The 21,253-nt window shown below is 67.8% G+C and carries 14 protein-coding genes and 1 pseudogene; 11 read left to right on the top strand and 4 right to left on the bottom strand.

The features are described 5' to 3' along the window. Positions 1-6: 6 nt before the first annotated feature. On the top strand, positions 7-261 hold the full coding sequence (locus tag LK06_RS32140) for a hypothetical protein (protein ID WP_043435815.1): 255 nt from the start codon (positions 7-9) through the stop codon (positions 259-261). Positions 262-276: 15 nt separating this feature from the next. Next, positions 277-579 (top strand): hypothetical protein, encoded by a 303-nt coding sequence (locus LK06_RS32145; RefSeq protein WP_039649914.1) that lies wholly within the window; start codon positions 277-279, stop codon positions 577-579. 27 nt (positions 580-606) lie between these two features. Here the strand turns inward: LK06_RS32145 and LK06_RS34785 are convergent, their stop codons facing one another. From LK06_RS34785 to LK06_RS34795, 3 genes and pseudogenes are all read right to left on the bottom strand, one after another. After that, complete coding sequence (locus LK06_RS34785; RefSeq protein WP_043435813.1) at positions 607-1,728, bottom strand: histidinol-phosphate transaminase; 1,122 nt, start codon at positions 1,726-1,728, stop codon at positions 607-609. After that, positions 1,725-2,516 carry an alpha/beta fold hydrolase gene (locus LK06_RS34790; protein ID WP_039649917.1) on the bottom strand — a complete coding sequence of 264 codons (792 nt, stop codon included), beginning with the start codon at positions 2,514-2,516 and terminating at the stop codon, positions 1,725-1,727. The genes LK06_RS34785 and LK06_RS34790 overlap by 4 nt, the downstream gene beginning before the upstream one ends. A gap of 858 nt (positions 2,517-3,374) precedes the next feature. Next, a pseudogene (locus LK06_RS34795) lies at positions 3,375-3,760 on the bottom strand (transposase); the annotation flags it as partial. 143 nt (positions 3,761-3,903) lie between these two features. Here LK06_RS34795 and LK06_RS32165 point away from each other — a divergent pair. From LK06_RS32165 to LK06_RS34985, 7 genes are all read left to right on the top strand, one after another. Beyond that, positions 3,904-5,055 carry an ISAs1 family transposase gene (locus tag LK06_RS32165; RefSeq protein WP_234367568.1) on the top strand — a complete coding sequence of 384 codons (1,152 nt, stop codon included), beginning with the start codon at positions 3,904-3,906 and terminating at the stop codon, positions 5,053-5,055. 493 nt (positions 5,056-5,548) lie between these two features. Beyond that, complete coding sequence (locus LK06_RS33575; protein ID WP_159025358.1) at positions 5,549-5,698, top strand: hypothetical protein; 150 nt, start codon at positions 5,549-5,551, stop codon at positions 5,696-5,698. Positions 5,699-5,775: 77 nt separating this feature from the next. Continuing rightward, complete coding sequence (locus tag LK06_RS32170) at positions 5,776-7,113, top strand: IS701 family transposase (protein WP_086083615.1); 1,338 nt, start codon at positions 5,776-5,778, stop codon at positions 7,111-7,113. 143 nt (positions 7,114-7,256) lie between these two features. After that, positions 7,257-7,757, top strand: a complete 501-nt coding sequence (locus LK06_RS32175; protein ID WP_043410451.1) for a hypothetical protein — start codon at positions 7,257-7,259, stop codon at positions 7,755-7,757. Positions 7,758-7,768: 11 nt separating this feature from the next. Further along, positions 7,769-7,939: a hypothetical protein gene (locus LK06_RS33580; protein ID WP_159025359.1), complete on the top strand. Its 171-nt coding sequence runs from the start codon at positions 7,769-7,771 to the stop codon at positions 7,937-7,939. A gap of 75 nt (positions 7,940-8,014) precedes the next feature. Beyond that, a complete protein-coding gene (locus tag LK06_RS32180) occupies positions 8,015-8,605 on the top strand; it encodes a hypothetical protein (protein WP_043434205.1) in 591 nt (196 codons plus the stop codon). Between the two features lie 287 nt (positions 8,606-8,892). Beyond that, complete coding sequence (locus LK06_RS34985) at positions 8,893-9,015, top strand: hypothetical protein (RefSeq protein WP_267894082.1); 123 nt, start codon at positions 8,893-8,895, stop codon at positions 9,013-9,015. A gap of 270 nt (positions 9,016-9,285) precedes the next feature. Here the strand turns inward: LK06_RS34985 and LK06_RS32195 are convergent, their stop codons facing one another. Then, positions 9,286-13,362, bottom strand: a complete 4,077-nt coding sequence (locus LK06_RS32195; protein WP_159025360.1) for an SGNH/GDSL hydrolase family protein — start codon at positions 13,360-13,362, stop codon at positions 9,286-9,288. A gap of 489 nt (positions 13,363-13,851) precedes the next feature. Here LK06_RS32195 and LK06_RS34990 point away from each other — a divergent pair, with 489 nt between their 5' ends. Then, the gene (locus LK06_RS34990; protein WP_159025361.1) at positions 13,852-20,823 is read left to right on the top strand and encodes an RHS repeat-associated core domain-containing protein; all 6,972 of its coding nucleotides are present in this window, start codon (positions 13,852-13,854) and stop codon (positions 20,821-20,823) included. A 3-nt stretch (positions 20,824-20,826) separates the two neighbouring features. Further along, entirely contained in the window at positions 20,827-21,243 is a 417-nt protein-coding gene (locus LK06_RS33585; RefSeq protein ID WP_159025362.1) for a hypothetical protein, read from the top strand. Positions 21,244-21,253 lie beyond the last annotated feature (10 nt).

Here is a 21,253-nt window from a genome sequence, read left to right on the forward strand (position 1 = left end):
GTGAGCATGACGGTGGGGAACGCCATGGCGGACCGTGTGACGCATGAGTTCGTGCGACGCTGCGAGCGCGCCGAGCGGTACCGGCGGACGATGTCCACCACACGGACACCTCCGTCGTTCCATGCCGCCTACGACGTGGTGTCCCGGCCCTTCTTCGGCGGCCGGGACGCCATGGCATCCCTGGGCCTCGACGCCAGGGACCCGTTCGGCATCGTCGTGTCGCTGCCCGATCGGTTGTTCGGCGGGGACCTCGGCACGTAGTGCTCGGCCATCGGGATGGACGAGGAACGCACGGCGCTGATCACCCGATCGCGTCACGCGGGGCCTCCCACGCCCGGGCGTGCGGACCTGGACCGGGTCGGATCGGCTTTCAAACTGCTGGAGTTCAACGTCAACACGGGGCTGGGCGGCGCGGACACGTCGGAGGTACACCGCGCCCTCATGGCGTCGGAGCCGTTCGCCGGATTCGCGGCGGAGTTCGGCCTCGACTACACGGACACCACGGCGTCGAGAGGCGGCCTGCTGCGCCGTGTGGCCTCGTACCCGGCGGACCGGTCTGTTCCCTGCGACGGCGGGTGAGGGCGAGCCCATGACGCGCGAGGGGCGTCAGCGGGAGGTGCCCGCCGGCCTCGCCTCGTGCCGCACCGCACGGGCCGCCCGCAGGAAGGCGTCGTTCTCAGCCGGTGTTCCCACGGAGGCGCGCAGCCGACGCGGTACACCGTTGTCGCGGATCAGGACTCCGTGGTCTAGTAGGGCCTGCCAGGCCCGACGGGTGTCGTCGAACGGGCCGAACTGTACGAAAGACGCGTCGGATTCGTCGACGTCGTAGCCGATTTCCCTCAACTCGACCACGATCCGGCGGCGTTCGTACCTGAGCCGTTCCACGTAGCCCAACAGCGTGTCGGAATGTTCGAGCGCCACCATGGCGAGTGCCTGGGTCACGGTCGACAAGTGGTAGGGCAGCCGGACGAGTTGCACCGCGTCGACCACGCCGGGATCGGCGACCAGATAGCCCACGCGCAGCCCCGCAGCGCCGAAGGCCTTGGACATCGTACGGGTGACCACCAGGTGGGGGCGGCCTTCGACCAGTGGTACCAGGGACGGCCGGTCGGAGAACTCCCCGTACGCCTCGTCCACGACGACCATGCACGGACGGGCCCGCTGCGCCGCGTCGTACAACTCCAGCACGGCCTCGGCGGGGATTGCGGCCCCGGTCGGATTGTTCGGAGAGGTGATGAGGACGAGGTGGGGCCGCTGCTCGGCGAGGATGTCGCGCGCGGCGCGCAGATCGATGTCGAAGCGCTCGTCCCGCATGCAGGGGACCCACGTCGTACCGCTGTTACGGGCGATCAGCGCGTGCATCGTGTACGACGGCTCGAAGCCGAGGGCGCGACGGTCGGGGCCGCCGAACGCCTGGAACAACTGCTGGAGCACCTCGTTCGACCCGTTGGCGGCCCACACCTGCCGGGCGCCCACCGGGTGACCGGTGGCACGGGTCACGTACCCGGCCAGCCCGGCCCTCAGTTCCCGTGCGTCGCGGTCCGGATAACGGTTGAGGCCGCCCGCGACCTCGCGTACCCGTTCCGCCATCGCTCGCACCAGCGGCTCCGGCAGCGGGTAGGGGTTCTCGTTGACGTTCAGCGATATCGGAGCCTCCAGCGCGGGAGCGCCGTAAGGGGTCTGGCCGCGCAGCTCGCTCCGGACGGGAAGATCATCGATACGGGTCACCGGGAGCGCACTTTCTGGTCGAGGAATTCGAGGACGAGTGGGCCGGCGAGCTCGCGGCACTCCTCGAAGTAGGCGTGCCGGGCGCCCTGGATCAGCTCCAGCCGGGAGCCCGGGATACGGGCGGCCAGCAGCGGCGCGTTGGCGGTGGGATTGAGCAGATCGTCGGTGCCGTGCAGCACCAGGGTCGGGGCGAGGACGCCGGGCAGCGCGTCCCACGCGTCGTGCCCGTCGCTCGCGACCAGGTGCCCGCGCCGGGCATGCGCCGGCATGCTCCGGTCGCCGAGCGTGCGGTAGGGGCCCGGGTGCGTTGCGAGCCAGGCCGGGGTGTACATCAGCTCCAGCAGGGCCTGTCGCGCCTCGGCCGGATCGGACCGGATCAGTGACCTGCGGACGCCGTCGCCGCGGTCGATGCCGTGCCGCCCCCCGGCCGAGGTGCAGCCGAGCACCAGGGCACGTACCCGACAGGGGTGGCGGACGGCCAGCCACTGGGCGACGCGCCCGCCCATGGACGTGCCGTACACGTCCGCCCGGTCCACGTCCAGTTCGTCGAGGACCGCGACCACGTCGTCGGCGAAGCGCTCGGTGGAGTAGGACAGTTGAGGCTTGTCGCTGTCGCCCGTGCCCCGGTAGTCGATGGTGACCGTACTCCGGGAGCCTGAGAAGTCGCCGCGGACACCGTCCCACCAGTGGTGGTCGTTCGCCTGGCCGGCGAGTAGGACGAGCGGGGGACCGTCCCCACGGACCTGGTAGGCGATGCGGATTCCGTCCGAGGCTCTGGCATGCGGCACGGTGGTTCCTTTCGAGGGTGGCACGACGCTGCGCCGCCGCCGCACATCGGCGGGCCTCACCGGTGCGGGAGTGCGGGGGACCGGGCGACATCCGGATGCAGGTCGATGCCCTGGCGCGCTCCGCGAACGTGCGGAGGCGCGCTGTCGTCCGGGTGGGCGCCCGGATCCGGCGTCCGCACGCGGTGCCGAGCACACCCTTGTCGAAGGCTTCGTCCGCGACACGACAGCCGCTCTCCCGGTGGGGCCCGCCCCGGCTCCGGGTGAGGATGATTCCCATGCCTGGCTTCCGGGTCGCTCGGTCCGTCGGTCGGGCGAGGTGAGCTCCGCGGCTCGTCGCCGTGCCACTGTCGCACCCCGGCGACGGGCATCACAAGGGAGAACGGGGGGCGCCCGGAGGCACCTTCGCACGCCAACTGCCGGGTGCCTGCCGCCCCTTCTGCCGCCCGGCGCAGGGGACCCGCGCCGGGGCGGGTCGTCTGCCGCGCGGCGAGCCAGGTGTCAGCACCACCCGGCCACGCCCACCTGCGCGATCAGTGTCGACCGCGGTCGACGTCCTCGGTGGTGGCCCGTACACGGGTCAAGGCATGGGTTCCTCGCGTACTCCTTTCCGTCTCGCTTGCCGGACCCGCACGACAGAGCAGCCTCGCGTGTGCGCGGGAGTTCCGCTACCGCACCCGTTCCCCGGTCAGGTCGACCGCGTTCAGCGACATCGTGGACGGCGCCGGGCGCGGTGGCGACCAGGTGGAGACGCTGCACACCGGCGGTGTCGCCGTCCGACGCCTCCCGGCAGGCGCAGGGCTGGTCCTCGAAGCCGGCGAACGGACCTTGTCTCCGAGGAATGGACACCTGTTCGTGTCGTTATGCGGCAAGCGTCAGGGTAGCTGCATGCTGTTCGTAGGCGATCGGCGCCTGCTGTCCGTTCGCCGAGTGTCGTCGGCGGGTGTTGTAGCGGCTGGTCCAGCGGAAGTCCGCCAGGCGGCAGGCGCGGGCCCCGTCGAAGCGGCGGGCGCCACGGAGCGTTTCGCGTTTGAGGGTCGCGTTGAACAATCAGCCAGGGCGTTGTCCGCGCTGGTACCGACCGCACCCATGGACTGCTTCACTCCCAACTCGACACATATGCCGGCGAAATCATGGGAGCTGTACTGGGCTCCGTGATCGCTGTGGAAGACGGCGCCGGCGAGGCTGCCGCGGACCCGGGCGGTGGCCCGGAGCGCGTCGGTGACCAGCGAGGTGCGCATGTGTTCCAGGGCGGTTTCAAAGTCCCGGTGATCACGTGAGTGCGCAGGTCGCGACGGTATGACGATGCGCGGTCGGCCCGGTCCGTACGCAACGAAGCTCCGGTTGATGCCGGTGACCGATCAAGTCGCCCGCACCGCCCGGAGCTTCGATGTGCCGTCAGTCTGCCACCGTCTGCCTGATCAAGTCGCCCACCCGTCAGCACCGGTTGATCGGACCGCTGGCCCTGCGGCTGCGGACCTTGGCCGACCCCCGGCATCGGCGCGGGAAGCGTCACTCGTTCGTGAGCGTGCTGCTGGTGGCCTGCTCGGCGGTGCTGACCGGAGCCCGTTCCTTCGCCGCGATCGGCCAGTGGGCAGCGAGCGCCCCGCAGGACACGCTCGCCCGGCTCGGCGCCCGCGCCACGACGGTCTTGAACGTGCGCATCGCGCCGAGTGCGGCGACCATCCGCCGCGTCCTGAACGCCGCCTGCCCCGGCGGGCTCGCCGACCTGCTCGGATCCGATCCGGCTGGGGCGGACACCCTCGCGGTGGATGGCAAGAGCGCCCGCGGCTCGCGCCACGGCGAGATCCCGGCCGCCCATCTGCTGGCCGCGATCACCGGCGCCGGCCTGACCGTCACCCAACTGCGGGTCCCCGGCAAGACGAACGAAATCACCTGCTTTGACGCCTTGCTGGCGCCCTACGACCTGACCGGCGTCACGGTCTCCGCGGATGCCCTGCACTGCCAGCGCGATCACGCCCGGTTCCTCGTCGAGGAGAAGAAGGCGCACTACGCCTTCACCGTGAAGCGCAACCAGAAGAACCTGCACCGCCAACTCGCCACCCTGCCCTGGGAGAAGGCGAGTGCGAAGTTCTACGACCGCACCGATGCCCACGGACGCCTGGAGACCCGCGTCGTGCAGGCCCTGACCATCACCGACCTCGGCGTCGACTTCCCCCACGCGGTCCAGGTCGCGAAGATCGTCCGGCACCGCACTCAGCGCAAGACCGGCAAACGCAGCCGCGAGACGGTCTACGTCATCACGGACCTGGCCAGCCGCGAAGCCTCCCCCGAGCGCATCGCGAAGATCGTCCGTTCGCAGTGGATCATCGAGAACCGTCTCCACTTCGTCCGAGACACCGCCTTCGCCGAGGACGCCTCCACGGTCCGAACCGGACACGGCCTGGACAACATGGCCACCCTCCGCAGCTTCGCGATCAACACACTGCGAGCCTCCGGCCACGCGAACATCGCGGCCGGACTCCGCGAGATGTCCTACGACGGCTTCCGCCGACCACTGGACCTCCTCGGCCTTGCCTGACCAGCGCTCCCACGCAAGATCAAAAGACTTTGCAACAGCCCGAGCGACACCCTGAGCGGGATTGACCGGGGTCGTGCCGTACCGCTCGAAACCAGCCACCAGCACTTTCACCACCGGCCTCGCCCCCTCTCGGCTCGGTGGCAGGCGACTCCAACCGGTGTTCCCAGCGTAAAGCGGTCACCGCAGCGACGCACCCCAACCCCGTAGCCGGACAATCGGGGCGGCCGTTCTGCCTGCGCTGTGGGTCTGCCAGCGTGAATGAGGAGAAGTAAGAATCCGACAGCTTCAAGGCGAGATGACAGCAATACTCAGTCCGGCGCGCTTCGGCCGGCGGGCTCGGTGACAAAACCCTGCCTTGGTCACACCTATCGTGCTTAGCTTGTTCTTTTTCTTCTGGTCTCGAACAACGTCCCGAACGGGGTCACTCACCAAGGGGTTCGCCGGACGTGGGGGTGGCCTTCGCCTGATCCTGTGCTCCGACCAAGGAGTGCACGTGACCGAGACGAAGGCCGTACCGGCGAGTCCGGTGCATCATGATGTCCGGCAGGAAGCGTTCGCGGAAGCGTCACGCTTCCGGGCCGAGTTCTACGAGTGTCTGACCGCCCGGCGTGACGAACTGTTCGAACTGACACGGCAGCTGTAGTTCCAACGTCTGTGCTGGTCAGCAGCTCGTGAGGGTGGATGCGGGCATGGGTACGGCCACCATGATCATGAACGTTTGTGACGACGTATCAAGAGCAGGTGGCCGTGGAGGTCACGATAGCCCAGGCGGTCTGGGACCGGGTTCTCGAGGCGGCGATGAAGGCGATCGCAGACTGTTTCGCACGGCCTGAGGCCCGCTCGACGGCGGCGGAGATGATCACGGGCTTGTTGACGGAGGTGGACACCCGGAACTGCTGGACCCTGGCTCAGGCGCTGGGGCACCCAGGCCCCCACCGGCTGCAGCACCTGCTGTCCCGCGCGCGGTTTGACCACGACCGGGCCCGGGAGGAGATCGCCCGTCTGGTGGTGCGGGAACTCGCAGGTCAGGACGTGGTGCTGGTCGCGGACGAGACCGGGGACGCGAAGTCCTCGACCGGCTGCGTGGGCGCCGGCCGCCAGTACTCCGGCGCGATCAGGGGCGTCGGGCTCTGCCAGGTCGCCGTGCACCTGGCCGCGGTGACCGACTCGGCGCGGGTGGTCATCGACCGGGCCCTTTACCTCCCGAAGGACTGGGCCGCGGACGAGGAACGCCGCGACGCGGCCGGCGTCCCGGAGGAGGTCATGTTCGCGACCAAGCCCGAGCAGAGCATCGCGATGGTCAAGAACGCGCTCGAGCTGGGTGTCCGGGCACGCTGGTTCGCCGGCGACGAGGTCTACTCGGGCCGCGAACTCCGCAAGGCCATGCGGGAGTTCGGACTCGGCTACACAGTCGGTGTCTCCCACACGCATACGGTCACCGACGGCGCGGGCCGCAGGCAGAGCGCCCGACAGATGATCGGCAGGGTGCTGCCGCACCGATGGATGCGCATGCGCACCGGATACGGCACCAAGGGAACCCGCGAGTACGACTGGGCCTGGGCGGACGTCCGAGCCGACGACAGCCCGGACGGACACGAAGACGACGGCGTCAGTGTTCTGGTCGCCCGCCGGCACCGCTACACCGGCGAGATCTCCTTCTACCGATGCTGGGCCCCCAGGAACGTCACCCTGGCCCAGCTGGTGGAGGTGATCTGCCGCAGGTGGCGGATCGAGGAGACCTTCCAGCTCGGCAAGACCTTCGCCGGCCTCGACGAGGGGCAGGTGACCTGCTGGAACTCCTGGATGCGGTGGTCGCTATTCTCGCTCATCGCGTCCGCCGTCCTGGCCCTCACCGCCGCCACGGTCGGCCCTTCCGCCCCAGCCCGTCTCATCCCGTTGACCTGCCCCGAACTCGTCCGTCTCCTCAGGGCGTTCGTCCTCACGCCACCCGTCCGGGACGCGGAACACGTCCTGCACTGGATGGCCTGGCGCCGCCGCCATCAAGCCGCCGCGCAATCCTGTCACCAGCGCCGACACGCTCTCAACGACCAACCATGATCGGAACTACAGCTGCCGTGACTGACCGACGCGCTGCTGTGCGCTGACGGGCCGGTCGTCTCGGCCGTGGATCTGACGCTGGTGCCCGAGCGCCGCCGTGGGCACGGCGGGTAGGCAGCCATGGCGGCGTCCTGCCGCGGATCGTGGACGAGATCTGCGAACGCGGTGGCCTGGAGGCCTTGGTACAGGCAGCGCGGGAGCGTGAGGACTGGTTCTGCGCTGCGGGCGCGGTGCGGGAGCTGTGCGAGGTGGGAGAGTTCGGGCGGGCTTGGACGGTGGTGGAACCGTTCGCGGCCACCCGTTGGCAGCCGGCGGTGCGGGTGGGCGCGGACGTCCTGTTGCGGTGGGGCCGCGTCGACCAGGCGTTGGAGTTGGCGCGTCCGCAGGGGCCGCAGGAGAACGCGGTCGACGCGTTGCGGGACTATGCCGAGGTGCTGGTTCGGGTTGGGCGGGTGGAGGAGGCGATCGGCGCACTCGGCCCGCAGCTCCGCGGCGGGCGGGTGCTGGGGGGCCTGGTGGAGATGACCGAAGGCCAGGGGTGCGACGAGCGGGTGTTGGAGCTGCTGGCCCCGATCGCCGAGGAGTTCCGGCGCGACCCGAAACAGTCCGGCGTCTGTGACCTCTGGGAGATCCTTCCCGCATAGGGGCTCGCGTAATGGAACGGTCCGGCCGCGTGGACGAGGCGATCCGGCTGCTCGGTGCGGACGTGGCCGCACGTCGCTATGGGCCGCAGAACAACGTGGAGTCCTATGCAGAGTTGCTGGCCCGACACGGTCGGATCGAGGAACTGCGCGAACTCGCCGACTCCCAGAGCAGACTGTCGTGACTCCGTACGTGAGGGTGCTGGAGCACGCAGGGCGGGTCGGAGGCGGAGTCCTATCTGCGTGGCCTCATCGCCGCCGTGCATCCGGGCTGGTACGAGAACGTGCTGATGGAACTGCTCATCCGCCAGGGCAGGTTCGACGACGCCATCAAGGCGGTGGAGCACACGTTCGACGACCTCTATGACGGAAACCTTCTCCAGGCGGCCTTGATCCTTCTCGCCGAACAGGGCCAGCACGGCACAGCGCTTGGACTCACGGAAGGACGCAGCCCCGAGTTCCTCGCGGAGAACGAGGTGTTCTGGCTTCGTTCCAACCGGTGGTGGCTGAGGGGAGAGTCGGGACCTGCCCGGGAAGCGATCGCCGAGGTCGAGGCCGTGCCGGTCGGCGAGGTGGACGACCGCGAGCTGACCATCGCGTGGCTGCTCGCCCAGGACGGGTGCGTCGAGGAGGCCATCGCCCGTCTGCGTCCGCTGCCTGGCAAGCGGGCCGCAACCGACCTGGCCGAACTGCTGGTCTGGCAGCACCGCTTCTCCGAGGCTATCGCCGTCATCCCCGACGTGGCCGCGCAGCGGGAGGAGGAACGGCGTTTTGGGACCAGGGGGCAAGAAGCCGCTTCGCCCGACGCCGACTACCCGTGGACCGCCCCGACTACCACACTCGGGGATTGACACCCCACCAATCGGCACGAACACGTGGACGCAGGAGAAGGGAAGGCATTCGCGAATGACCTGGCGTACCCGCAGCTGCTTGCCCTCTTCGCGGCCTCGAACCGGTCGAAGGGCGACCAAGGCCCGGACGAGTGGCAGCCGCCGCCCAAATCGTACTGGTGCACCCATGTCTGTGCATGGGTGTCGGTGAAGTCCACCTACGAGCGTCGGTGAACGAGAAGACCACGCTCACCGACATGCCGGGCAGCCGTTGCCCATGAACGCTCGCCCCGCAGCCGGAGCAGCTCGTGAGCAAGGTGAAGACCGGACCCGGCGTCGCGATGACGGACGAGGTCAGTGTCATCACCGGTGACCGCACCGTCACAACCCGGCTGATGTCCGACGGGCGTGCCGGCACCGCCATCCAGTAGACGGACGCAGACGAGTGGCACGCCCTCACAGGGGGCTCCGTTCCGGCGCCGCTGGAAGGCTTGGCCGCCTTGCACGAGCAGATCCTGGAACGGGTCCGCCACGGCGGCGGTGCCGAAGCCCCGCGCTGAACGGGCGACAACGGGCGAAGCCGTTCAGGGTGCACCGGCTGGTTCACTGCCGCGAAGTCGGCACATCGGCCTGAGCGGATGCGACGGTGCCCCCGCGTGGCTGTCTGCGTGCGGGGGCGCTGTCTGCGTGGTGGGTGGTGGTTAGTTGTCGGGGGCGAGGGTGGTCAGGTCGATGGTGTTGGTGATGGTTTTGTAGGCGTCGGTGGTGAGGTTGATGTGGTCGCCGGTGTCGAAGTCGTTGGGGGCGGTGTCGGTGTTGAGGATCAGGGGTGTGGGGTCTGCGGCGCTGGTGGGGTCGGGGGTGGCGACGGCTTGTTCGGCGTCGAGGTAGGTGACGGTGGGGGTGCTGAAGTCGACTTGGTCGGTGATCCAGGTGTTGGTGGTGACGCGGTTGGTGTCTGCGTCGGTGGTGCAGGGGGCGTAGCCGTGGCAGGGGGTGAGAGTGGTGAAGATGACTTTGATGCCCCAGCCGCGTAGCTGGTTCATGAGGTTGCCGTAGGCCTGTTCGAGTTTGGTGTCGTCGGTGCCCGTGATGATGTCTTTGAGGCCTTCGTCGACGATGACCGTGCTGATGCCGGGCAGTGCGAGGACGTCTCGATCCAGGCGGGTGAGCACGGCCGGTCCGCCTTGGCTGGTCTGTTCGTTGGTGAGGCGGTTGTTCTCGATGCCGGATGAGACGACGCCGTAGTGGGGGAGGCCTTGGTCGTTGGTTCGGAGAGCGGCGGTGAGGTCGTCGGCGATCCGTGGCACGTTGAGGGGCTTGGTCCCTGCGGCGAAGGGGTCGGTGAGGTTGTCGCCGAGTACGGTGATGGTGGGCTGGTTACCGCTGGTGGTGACGTCGATCCCGGTGAGGATGTCGGTGAACCAGCCCCATTGCACGCCGGTGCCGGTGAAGGCGGTGGTGGTGGTGTCGGTGGTGTGGTCGCCGGAGCCGACGGCGCTGACGTACTGGGTGGCTGCGCTTGTCCAGCTGTGTTGTACGAGGTAGGGCACGTCATTGTCCAGGTGGAGGCTGACCATGATGCGCTTGCCGGGTGTGGCGGCGTAGTCGGTGGGGTCGCTGTAGACCTCGCCTCCGACCGGGATGGTGACGGTTTTGCTGCCGCCGTTGAAGGTGAGGTCGGCGGGTGTCGTTGTGGGGGCGGCGCCGGAGGATTGGGTGGCGATGGTGGTGTGGTCGATGGTCAGCGGTGTGCGGCCGAGGGCGTTGGAGAGCCGAATACGGACGCGGGAGCCGGCGACGCTGGGGTCGGCCGTGATGCGGAAGGTCTGGTCCTTGTAGTCGGTGCCCTCGTAGTTGAACGCGCCCTCGTTGGGGGAGCTCCACGCGCCCGTCCACTTCGCGCTGTTGGGGGCGGTGGTGGTGTCGCGGACGGCCATGCCGAACAGGTGGAGTCCGGGGACGTCCTGGCGGGCGGCGTCGCTGAGGTCGGGCAGGGTGACGGAGCTGATCTGGGCGTCGGGTTTGAGGGGGACAGCGAAGGCGTAGATGTTGGTGCTGCGGGTCTCTTGGGTGCCGCTGGTGTGGTTGCGGTGGGGGAGGGTGACGGCGGCCAGGGCGTTGGAGCCGTAGACCCAGTCGGGGACGGTCAGGTGGTAGGCGGAGGCGGTGCCGTCGGCGTAGGTGACGGAGCCGTAGGGGCCGCCAGCCCGGCAGTCTTCGTACTGTCCGTTGCCGAGGGTGCACTCGGTGCCGCTGACGGAGGTGCCGTCGGGGACGGCGGGGCTGGAGTAGTCGTCGGCGGCGTGCTGGGAGCTGACGAATCCGTAGGTGGAGAACCCGAGGAAGACCAGGGCTTTGCCGCTGCCGTTCGTCTGGATGGTCTGGTTGGCGGCCATGACGTTGTCGCCGGATGCGGAGGCGAAGTCGGGCAGGGTGAAGGTGGCGCCGTCCACGGTGATCTTGCCGCCGGGCTGCCAGCCGGCTGCCTTGAGGTCCTGCAGGGACATGGTGGCGCCGACTCCGTCGGCGTCGGCGGCCGCCTGGTCGCTGTCGTCGGTGACGGCGGTGTTGTTGAACGCGTCCTTGAGGCTGGTGTAGGTCTTGCCTGCGTGGCCGAGGGCGGTGAACTGGTACTGCTGCTGGGTGGAGACGTTCCCGGCGGAGTCGACAGCGTAGACGTACAGGGTGTGTGTTCCGGGAGCGGTCGGTGTGACGGAGATCGTCGCGGCGTTGTGGGAGGCCGTGGCCACCTCGGAGGAGGGGGTGTTGGAGGTGGGCGGGCTGACGTCGAGACGGTAGAGGAACTTGGCCGCGCTGTTGGTGCTGAGGGTGAAATGGCCCGGGGTGCCGGCGGGAGTGATGCCGGGGGAGTCCTCGGGATATGTTCCGTCTTCGTCCTTGACGGTGGGCGCGGCGGGTGCGGTGAGGTCGATGGTGAAATGGCAGCTGGATGAGGTGGGGCTGGTGTCCTTGCCGTCGCTGGAGCGGACGTTCCAGCCCACGGTGTCACCGGTCTTCAGCCCGCTCATGAAACTGGAGGACAACTGCTTGGGAGCGTTCGACCCGCTGGAGACGGCGGCGCTGGTAGTCGTGGTGGAACTGCCGCCGTTGACCCAGTACGTGTAGGTCGCCGCCAGGGCGTCCCTGTCCCCGTCGCTGACCGTGGCGTTGAGCGTCGGTGGTGTGGTGGCCAGGGTCTTGCCGATGACCGGGTACGGGGCGGTGGTGCCGCAGCCGACCGAGTGGCTGCCGAACTTGGCGGCCAGACTACCCGGCTTGCCGGGGACGTGGTTGTACTCGATCGACATCGACGGGTTGTTCGCGAAGCGTTTGAAGTAGGCGCCGTTGCTGCTGCCGTCGTGGCTGTTGACCAGGGCGAAGGTCCAGCTGGAGTCGTGTGTGGCGGCCTTCTTGGCGATGGCGGAGGTGACGGAGAAGCCGCCGGAGGGTTCGCTGCTGCAGGCGGGACCGAAGCTCTTGGCTGCCAGGTAGCTTGACAGGCCGGGTTTGTTGTTCCAGGTAGTGCCGGATCCGATGGCGTCGGTGAGGTACAGCTTGATGCTGGAGGAGAGGCTGCAGCTGGCCGAGTAGTTCTCCTTGGCATTGACCGTGGCGGAGACGATGTGGGTGCCCCAGACGGTGGAGGGGATGCCGAGCTGGAAGTAGGAGCGCTCGATCCCGATGCAGCCGGACCAGCTGTTGTAGCCGACGCCAGGGTCACCGTACTGGGTGGAGTCGTAGTTCTTCGCCGTCGGGCAGCCCTGTTGGGTCTCGACGTAGTGCTGCTTCCTGCCAGACGCGTAGTGCGGGTTCCAGGTGGGGTCGATGTAGACCGGGTAGTGGGTGGTCGAACCGGCGAGCAGCTCCTGGTCTGGTGTCAGGGACAGGGTGCTGCCGGTGACGTCGTCGGAGACCCGGGACACCCGGGCGCCGATGCCGGGCCCGGAGGCGCCGTTCCGACCTTCGTTGTCGGCGGACGCGGAGCCGGCCGCCTCGCCGGGGGCGGCGAGCAGTTGGGTGCTGGTGCCGCTGGTGGAGGAGTCCCACATCATGGGCTGGGGCGCGCTGAACATCACCTGTCCCGCCGGCGTGGCGGCCTGCAGGTTGTCGTGGCCGTCGTCGGACACTCTCACGCCGGTGGCGTGTGTGGTGAGTTCCAGCGTGGCCAGGGCAGGGTTGGAGGCGGCTTCGGCGGTCTTGACGACGATCAGTTCGGAGAACCCGCCGAGGGTGTTGGCCGTGAGCTGGAGGTCCACGTCCTTGAGGACGTCGGGGTAGGTGATGGTGGCGCCGGACATGGTCGGCTTGGGCAGTGCCTGGGGCCAGGAGAAGGCCAGCTTCGCCGTGCCGCTGGTCATGGAAACCAGAGGAGTGTTGCCGCCGCCGGAGAAGGTCAGGGGTTCGGCCGCTGCTTTGGGGCTGTAGCTGCCGTCGCCGTTCTGCTGGAGGGTGGCGTCGACGGGCACCCACGCGTCGTTCTTGCGGACGCGTTCGGGCAGCAGGCTGGTGGTCCAGGTGACGGTGCCTGAGGGGTTGGCCTGGACGGTGTCGGTCTCGCTGGTCAGCGCCTCCACCTTCACGGGGATACCGGTGGAGGCCGCCTTGCTCTGAGCTGCTGCAAGCGCCGCCTGCTGGCCCTTGGTCAGTCCTGAGTCGTCCGCGGCACGCGTGGTGCCCAGGGGGCCGACCGGGTGGCCTTCGGGGAGGGCAGGGGCCGGCGTGGAGACCGGTGGCGTACCGCCCGCGTCCGCTGCGGCGGACAGAGCGGGCGCCACAGACAGTACCAGTGCGCCCACAGCGGCCGTGACCAAAAAACGGCTCGGTATTCGCGATTTCCTTTTGGGTGATCTGTTCGCGTGGCGTGGGCGGAAAACGCCGGACATCTGTCCCCCATGGTGCGTCCGATGAGAAAAGAGCCGATAGGCGCGAGGAGGCTATCCGCGATTGCGTCACACGGACAACCGGTGGCTGAAAATCTGTCTGCTTCGTCGCGTAACGCATGTGTGGTATGCGCAACTTGTCGGTGATCTGATGTGTTGGGGGATTCCTTGGACTGGCGGGTGATCTCATGGGTGTATTCAAGCCAGGTATGGCATTTATTGACTGTTCCAGGTGTTGCTCATGGTGATCTCTATGCGTAATCCATACTGTGGGGGCCCTGTGAAATCTGGCTTCACGCTGATCGAATATCCCTTCGGTAGTCACGCTGAATTGGGGGGTCAGAGGTGCGTCGGAATTCGCTGTGGCGGATTTACGGAAGAGCGATGCGGGTGCGGAGGGTCCCCGGGTTCTGGATCGCCTTCATCACCGCACTCGGGCTTCTGGCCGGGCTGGTCAATGCTCAGGCCGCACTCGCCGCAGACCACCGGCCCAATTACCTCGTCAAGGCGAAGAAGGAACACTCCGTTCCGGTGACGCCCGTCAAGGGCAAGGGCCATGCCGGGCCGCGGATGGCCCGCTGGAGCCCGGGCAAGGCACGCAGAACCTGGCCCGCTGCCGGCAGTGCCAATGTGGCGGTGCCGGCCCGCGGTGCCTCCGCCCTGCACGCAGGCCACCTGCCGGTGACCCTGACGGCTGCCAAGAAGGGACACCGCGCACGGCCGGGCACGAAGCTGCACGTGCGCATGCTGGGCCAGAAGGCCGCACAGAAGCTCGGACTGCGCGGCGTGGTTCTCGCCGTTCAGCCTGCCCCCAAGACCCGCGGTGGCAGCACTCACCTCAACCTGGACTACTCGGCGTTCAAGAACGCCTACGGCGGAGACTGGTCCACACGCCTTCACCTGGTGCGGCTGCCGACCTGCGCGCTGACCACTCCCAACAAGCCCGCCTGCCGTACCCAAAGCCCCTTGGCCTCCGCCAACAACACCAAGTCCCAGACGGTTTCAGCCGACGTGGCACTGCCCACCACGCGCTCCGAAAGCGGGGTCCGCAAGTCCGCCACCGCACCGTCGATGGTGCTGGCGGCGGTGGCCGGCACCGCCGGCGGCGGCGGTTCTTACGCGGCCACCTCGCTGTCCCCGTCCGGTCAATGGTCCGGCGGCGGCTCCGGCGGCGGCTTCTCCTACTCGTACCCCATCACGGTGCCCGACGTCCCCGGCAGCCTGGTCCCCAGCGTCGGCCTGAGCTACAGCTCGCAGAGCGTGGACGGACGTACCTCATCAACCAACGCCCAGTCCTCCTGGATCGGCGACGGCTGGGACTATTCACCCGGATTCGTCGAACGCTCCTATCCGTCCTGCTCCGACGACACGGCGAACGGCACCCCGAAGACCGCCGACGAGTGCTGGTCGGATGCCGCCCAGACCCTCACCCTCTCGCTCAACGGCTCGTCCAACACCCTCGTCCACGACGACAAGACGGACACCTGGCACCCGCAGGGCGACAACGGCGAGAAGATCGAGATCAAGACCGACACGGTCAACGGTGACAACGACCACGAGTACTTCGTCGTCACCACCGCCGACGGCACCCACTACTACTTCGGCCGCAACCGCCTGCCCGGCTGGGCCTCCGGCGACGCCACCACCAACTCCGTGTTCACCGCCCCGGTCTACGGCAACGACACCGGCGAACCGTGCCACGCTTCGACCTTCGCCACCTCCTGGTGCCAGCAGGGCTACCGGTGGAACCTCGACTACGTCGTCGACGCCCACGGCAACGCCATCAGCTACTGGTACACGCCCGAGACGGGCTACTACGGCCGTGACAACGCCACGACCGCCACCCCGTACACCCGCGGCGGCTACCTCGCCAAGATCCAGTACGGGCAGTTGGCGGGGAAGGTCTACGACACCACCTCGCCCGCCGCCGCGCAGGTCTTCTTCGACACCTCTGAACGCTGCCTGCCCGATGCCAACTTCGACTGCGCCGCTGCGAAGATGACGACGGCCAACGCCTCGCACTGGCCCGACGTCCCCGTCGACCAGACCTGCTCCTCGACGGGCACCTGCGACAACCACGGGCCGGCGTTCTTCACCACCAAGCGTCTGACCGGCATACGCACCCAGACCCTGGTCGGCACCGCCTACCAGGACGTCGACGCCTGGTCCCTGACCCACACCTTCCCCTCCACCGGGGACACCACCACCCCCGCGCTGTGGCTGTCGTCCATCACCCACACCGGCAAGGACGGCGGCAGCCTCGCCATGCCCCCGGTGAAATTCGCCGGACAGGCTCTCGCCAACCGGGTCGACGGCCTGGACGGCTACCAGCCGATCACCCGATACCGCCTGACCACCATCACCACCGAGTCCGGCGAAACGATCACCGTCAACTACTCCAGCCCCCAGTGCCACCGCCAGGGCACCACGGTGCTGCCCGCCAGCCAGGACGACAACACCTACCGCTGCTATCCGTCGTACTGGACCCCACCGGGCCAGTCCTCCCCGCAACTGGACTGGTTCAACAAGTTCGTCGTCAACTCCGTCACCACCCAGGACCCCACCGCGGGCGGCCTGCCCGTCCAAACGTCCTACACCTACCTCGGCGATCCGGCCTGGCACTTCAACGACGACCCGCTCACCCAGACCAAGTACCGGACCTGGAACCAATGGCGCGGTTACGGCACGGTGGAGACACGTACCGGCACCTCCCCGGGGAAGATCACGCTGCAGCGGCAGACCTACTTCCGCGGCATGGACGGCGACAAGTCGTCCTCCGGCACCCGCAGCGTCACCCTGAACGACCACGCCGGCGACGACCCCCAGAAGGACTCGGACTGGCTCGCGGGCCAGGCCTTCGAGACCGAAGGCTTCAACGGAGCCGGCGGCGCCCTGCTGTCGGACGAGATCACCGACCCCTGGAGCTCCCCGGCCACCGCCACCCAGTCCCGGACCACACAGGGCCTGGACGCGCTCGTCGCCCACCGCACCAACATCAAGCGCACCCGCGCCATCACCACCAAAGCCGACGGCACCCAGCGCACCACCGAGACCGACTACACCATCGACGACGCAACTGGCCTGCCCACGTCAGTCGACGACCGCGGCGACACCTCGACCGCGGCGGACGACAAGTGCACCCGCACCTGGTACGCCAAGGACGCCTCGGGCAACACCCTGCCCGTCCCGCGCCGGGTCCAGCAGGTCGCCGTCTCCTGCTCCACCACCCCGTCCTATCCAGGCGACCTGATCAGTGACGACCTGACCTTCTTCGACAACTCCACCGACAACACCGCGCCGCCCACCAAGGGCGACGTCACCATGGTGCAGAAGGCCGACTCCGTCACCGGCGACGGCACCGCGCACTACATCACCGCGCTGAAGAACACCTACGATTCCTACGGCCGCGAACTCACCGAAACAGATGCCGACGGCCGCACCACCACGACGGCCTACACCCCCGCCACCGGCGCCACACCGACCTCCATCAAGGTCACCCGGCCCAAGGTCACCGGCCAGTCCGCCGGATTCAGCACCACCACCGTCCTTGACCCGGGCCGCGGCCTGGACCTGAAGACCACCGACGCCGCCGGCTACTCCACCACCAGCACCTACGACCCGCTGGGCCGCCTCACCGCCGTCTGGAACCCGGGCTTCGCCACCAGCAACAACCCCAACACGAAATACAGCTACGACCTCGACCCGAAGGCCCCGTCGACGGTCACCACCCAGACCCTGCTCGACAACAACACCTACCGCACCTCCATCTCCCTCTACGACGCCATGCTGCGCCCACGGGAGACGCAGACGGCGACGGTGGACGGCGGCCGGGTCATCACCGACACCGTCTACGACAGCCACGGCTGGGCGGTGAGCAGTTCCAGCCCCTACTACAACAGCGGTGCCCCCTCCAGCACGCTGGTGGACGCGGCCGACGACCAGACCCCGTCCCAGACCGGCACGGCGTACGACGGCGCGGGCCGCGTCACCGCCTCCATCGCCTACCACTTCGCCACCGAGACCTGGCGCACCACCACCGCCTACCCCGGTTCCGACCGCGTCGACCTCACCCCTCCCAACGGCGCCACACCCACCACCACCTACACCGACGCCCGCGGCCAGACCGTCAAACTGCTGCGCTACCACGGCAGCACTCCCGCCGGGGCCGCTGACACCGTCACCTACTCCTACGACGCCGCCGGCCACCAGACCGGCCAGGACGACGGCCACGGACACACCTGGACCAGCCACTACGACCTGCTGGGCCGCCGCACCTCCCAGACCGACCCCGACACCGGCACCTCCACCTCCGCCTACGACAACGCCGGCCAGCTGCAGTCCACCACCGACAACCGCGGCAAGACCATCAGCTACAGCTACGACGAGCTGGGCCGCAAGAAGGCCGAGTACGACACCACCGGCGGCGTCGACCCCGCGCCGGGCAACGAACTCGCCACCTGGACCTACGACACCCTGAAGAAGGGCAAGCCCACCTCTTCGACCCGCTACGTGGGCGGCACCTCGGGCAGCGCCTACACCAGCAAGATCCTTCGCTACGACAGCCACGGATGGATCCAGGCCACCGAACTCGTCGTCCCCTCGGCCGAGGGAGCCCTGGCCGGCACCTACCTCCACCAGAACCGCTACAACCACACCGGCACCCTGCAGTCCTACACCGACCAGGACCCGTCCAGCGTCAAGCTCCCGAAGGAGACGGTCTCCTACACCTACGACGCCTACGACCGGCCCATCGGCGTCGGCGGCGACACCAACGGCTGGGCCTACGTCAGCGGCCTGACCTACACCGAGTTCGACGCACCCCAGCAGGTCACCTACGGCACCTCCGGCAACTTCGCCCAGCAGACCCTCAGCTACGACGACCAGACCCACCGGCTCACCGGTGACACCCTCGTCACCCAGTCCGGCGCCGCGATCGCCGACAAGACCACCTACGCCTACCAGCCCTCCGGCAACGTCACCAAGATCGCCGACAAGCTGGAGACCGGTCAGAGCGACACCCAGTGCTTCGCCTACGACTGGGCACAGCGTCTGAAAACAGCGTGGACGGCCACCGACAACTGCGCCACCACCCCCACACCCGGCGCCTCAGCCACCGTGGGTGGACCCTCCCCGTACTGGCAGAGCTGGACCTATGACGCCACCGGCGCCCGCCAGGGCCAGGTCGACCACGACCCTTCCGGCGACACCTCCCACGACACCACCGCCACCTACACCCCCTTCTCCACCCCCGGCACCAGCCACCCGGCCCACGCAGTCTCCCAGGTCGACAAGGTCACCCCAGCCGACCCCACCTCCAACACCACCAACACCTACACCTACGACAACGACGGCAACGTCACCACCCGCACCACCCGCGCCGGCACCGACACCCTCACCTACGACGACGAAGACCACCTCGCCGAACTGGCCTCCACCGGCAGCGCCGGCAACACCAAGTACCTCTACGCCGCCGACGGCAACCTGCTGATCCGCCACAGCCCGGACACCACCACCCTCTACACCGGCGACGAGGAAATCACCCTCAAGAAAGACGCCACCACCTGCGACGGCCTGCGCTACATCTCCATCGCCGGCCAAACGGTCGCCACCCACTCCTCCGACGGCCACTTCACCTACCTGGTCCCCGACCACCAGGGCACCAGCACCCTCGCCGTCGACGCCCAGACCCAGAAAACCACCCGCCGCCAGTACAAACCCTTCGGCGAGCAACGCGACCAGACCGGCACCTGGACCGCAGGCCAACGCGGATACGTCGGCGGCACCCAGGACGACAACACCGGCCTGACCAACCTCGGCGCCCGCGAATACGACCCCACCATCGGCCGGTTCCTCAGCCCCGACCCAATCCTCGCCCCCGGCTCCCCGCAGTCCTGGAACGCCTACGACTACGCCGACGACACCCCCGTCACCACCTCCGACCCCTCCGGCGCCTGCCCGTTCGTCGACTGCCCGACCCGCAACTGCCCCTACTGCCTCAACCGCACTCCCACCGACACCGATCCCCACTCACCCGCACTGCACGACCACCCGGGCTCGGGCAGCACCCCGAACAACACCAAGGCCTACGGCAGGCACTACAAGGCCGACGTCAGCAACACCGCCTCCCACGCCCGGGCGGAAGAACGCGCACTCGCACGCCAGAAGGCCACAGCCAACGCCGCGGTCGCCGCCGCGAAAAAACAAGCGTCGGGATTCAAACACCAACTGCTCAGCCTGGTCGCGGACGTCATCGGCGTCACCGACGCCTACAACTGCTTCACCAAGGGCGACGTCATGGGCTGCATCAACACCGCCCTGACCGCCGTCCCCTGGGGTAAGATCTTCAAAGCCATCAAGGTCGGCATCGAAGCCTTCAAAGTCTGGCGCGCACTCGACCGCGCCTACACCGCAGTCAAGGACGCCGAAGAAGCCGCGAAAATAGCCGACGACGCCCTGGACGCCGAACGCGCCTACCTGGAACTGGAGAAGACCGAAAGCGCCGGCACCGAAGCCGCCAGCTGCGCCGTACACAGCTTCACCGCCAGTACAGGAGTCCGCCTGGCCGACGGCTCATCCAAACCCATCAGCCACATCAAGACCGGCGACACCGTTCTCGCCACGGACCCGCAAACCGGCGTCACCGCACCGGAAAAAGTCCAGAAGGTCATCGTCACCCACACCGACCACGACTTCACCACCCTCACCCTGGACACCACCCCGGTCCGCGGACCGCCCCACACCGGCAAACAGCAGCGCCACACCCTCACCACCACTTGGCACCACCCCTTCTGGGACACCACCCGCCACCGCTGGACCGACGCCCACAACCTCACCCCCGGCACCCAACTCCGCCGCCCCGACGGCACCAACGTCACCGTCACCGCAGCCCACAACTTCCACCAGCACAAGACGACCTACGACCTCACCGTCGGCACCCTCCACACGTACTATGTGCTGGCGGGGGCGACACCGGTACTCGTTCACAACTGTGGGGACGTGTATCGCAGCGATACCCGGGATCCCAGCGAAATCTTCGATGGAGGATTCGCGCCCAAGGGAGACAATATGAATCTAGAAGAGCACGTAGCGGGTGTCTCCGGGGTCTATACCCCCGACTCTGGATTCGTGTCGACGACCACCTCGAAGTCTCACGCGTTGAGCCGGAAGGGCCACACTTACGTAATCGACTCCAGAGGTGCATCTGGAGGGATTGACGTGAACAAGAGGATCCCCGGAAATGTTCACGCAAACGAGGCAGAGATAGCTGTTCCGCGTACCATTGATTCGTGTCACATACGTGGGTGCTGGCATGAAACAACAGGAGAGTGGATCCCAAATCCGAACTATCGGGAGTGAGGCATGGAATCGCTTGAACTGCTGGCTGTAGGGCGAGGATCCTCAGTCGTTCCAGTCTCATTCGAGATCCTTGATAGCGAAGGGGCGGGCTTGAGAATGAAGTTCTCAGGTCGAGACTGGCAGCCCTTCACTGAGTCGAATCTGTTCAAGTGTCTCCTGAGTGCTCGAATCGACTTGGAGAAGGAAGATCTTCTGCTTTGCTGCCAAGGGGCGCGACCGGACGTCTTTCCCTCCGGAATGCAACAGCAGATGGATAATGGCCGCTTTGCCGCAGTCCTCTCCCGATCTGCCGAAGAGAAAGAGATTGTCGACATCTTTGCTGCGGCTGAACCATCGCAGGTGACTTCTGTGGAAGCCCAGAGAGTAGCCGTATATCAGTTCTTCAACCTGCCGATTTCTGATGCAGGCGGAGACGCGTAGAAAGGACCTG

Origin of the sequence: Streptomyces pluripotens (genome assembly GCF_000802245.2) — a bacterium.
GTDB classification, from domain to species: Bacteria; Actinomycetota; Actinomycetes; order Streptomycetales; family Streptomycetaceae; genus Streptomyces; species Streptomyces pluripotens.

What these genes read in the sequence shown, in the direction of transcription:
- LK06_RS32145 (WP_039649914.1), top strand. Translation starts at nt 277, where the DNA reads ATGGACGAGGAACGCACGGCGCTGATCACCCGATCGCGTCACGCGGGG.
- LK06_RS32165 (WP_234367568.1), top strand. Translation starts at nt 3,904, where the DNA reads ATGTGCCGTCAGTCTGCCACCGTCTGCCTGATCAAGTCGCCCACCCGT.
- LK06_RS32140 (WP_043435815.1), top strand. Translation starts at nt 7, where the DNA reads ATGACGGTGGGGAACGCCATGGCGGACCGTGTGACGCATGAGTTCGTG.
- LK06_RS34990 (WP_159025361.1), top strand. Translation starts at nt 13,852, where the DNA reads ATGCGGGTGCGGAGGGTCCCCGGGTTCTGGATCGCCTTCATCACCGCA.
- LK06_RS33585 (WP_159025362.1), top strand. Translation starts at nt 20,827, where the DNA reads ATGGAATCGCTTGAACTGCTGGCTGTAGGGCGAGGATCCTCAGTCGTT.
- LK06_RS33580 (WP_159025359.1), top strand. Translation starts at nt 7,769, where the DNA reads ATGGAACGGTCCGGCCGCGTGGACGAGGCGATCCGGCTGCTCGGTGCG.